Origin of the sequence: Streptococcus sp. 53 (genome assembly GCF_013276565.1) — a bacterium.
In the GTDB taxonomy this organism is placed as follows: domain Bacteria; phylum Bacillota; class Bacilli; order Lactobacillales; family Streptococcaceae; genus Streptococcus.
The window spans coordinates 1-764 of record NZ_VMLG01000050.1 but is presented as its reverse complement, the minus strand read 5'-3'; the positions used below and the strand labels follow the sequence as shown (position 1 = coordinate 764).

At 52.5% G+C, this 764-nt stretch carries 8 tRNA genes; all 8 read right to left on the bottom strand.

Going from position 1 to position 764, the window contains the following annotated elements:
- Window positions 1–55: 55 nt before the first annotated feature.
- Window positions 56–136, bottom strand: a tRNA-Tyr gene (locus tag HT722_RS10160).
- Window positions 137–148: 12 nt separating this feature from the next.
- Window positions 149–221, bottom strand: a tRNA-Phe gene (locus HT722_RS10155).
- A 3-nt stretch (window positions 222–224) separates the two neighbouring features.
- Window positions 225–298, bottom strand: a tRNA-Met gene (locus HT722_RS10150).
- A 10-nt stretch (window positions 299–308) separates the two neighbouring features.
- Window positions 309–398: transfer RNA gene (locus HT722_RS10145), tRNA-Ser, on the bottom strand.
- 10 nt (window positions 399–408) lie between these two features.
- Window positions 409–482: transfer RNA gene (locus HT722_RS10140), tRNA-Ile, on the bottom strand.
- A gap of 13 nt (window positions 483–495) precedes the next feature.
- Window positions 496–569, bottom strand: a tRNA-Met gene (locus tag HT722_RS10135).
- A 5-nt stretch (window positions 570–574) separates the two neighbouring features.
- Window positions 575–648 (bottom strand) — tRNA-Pro (locus HT722_RS10130).
- Window positions 649–663: 15 nt separating this feature from the next.
- Window positions 664–737: transfer RNA gene (locus tag HT722_RS10125), tRNA-Arg, on the bottom strand.
- Window positions 738–764 lie beyond the last annotated feature (27 nt).

Here is a 764-nt window from a genome sequence, read left to right as displayed (position 1 = left end):
CCACCGGGAAGGTTTTGGGAGACCTTAGTTCTCCCTTAAACCTATGCCCGTAAAATGGAAGGGGAGGGATTCGACCCCCCGAACCCGAAGGAGCGGATTTACAGTCCGCCGCGTTTAGCCTCTTCGCTACCCTTCCAAAATATAAAAATGGCGCGAGACGGAATCGAACCGCCGACACATGGAGCTTCAATCCATTGCTCTACCAACTGAGCTACCGAGCCTTATTGCGGGAGCAGGATTTGAACCTACGACCTTCGGGTTATGAGCCCGACGAGCTACCGAGCTGCTCCATCCCGCGTTAATATAAAAGGAGGATGTGGGATTCGAACCCACGCACGCTTTTACACGCCTGACGGTTTTCAAGACCGTTCCCTTCAGCCGGACTTGGGTAATCCTCCAATATTCAAATGGACCTTGTAGGACTTGAACCTACGACCACTCGGTTATGAGCCGAGAGCTCTAACCAGCTGAGCTAAAGGTCCGACAAGATCATTATAGCGGCGAAGGGGATCGAACCCCCGACCTCCCGGGTATGAACCGGACGCTCTAGCCAGCTGAGCTACACCGCCATGTATCGGGAAGACAGGATTCGAACCTGCGACACCTTGGTCCCAAACCAAGTACTCTACCAAGCTGAGCTACTTCCCGAGTTAAAAAGAAAAATGCACCCTAGAGGAGTCGAACCTCTAACCGCCTGATTCGTAGTCAGGTACTCTATCCAGTTGAGCTAAGGGTGCTCATTAGTTTATGCCGAGGACCGGAAT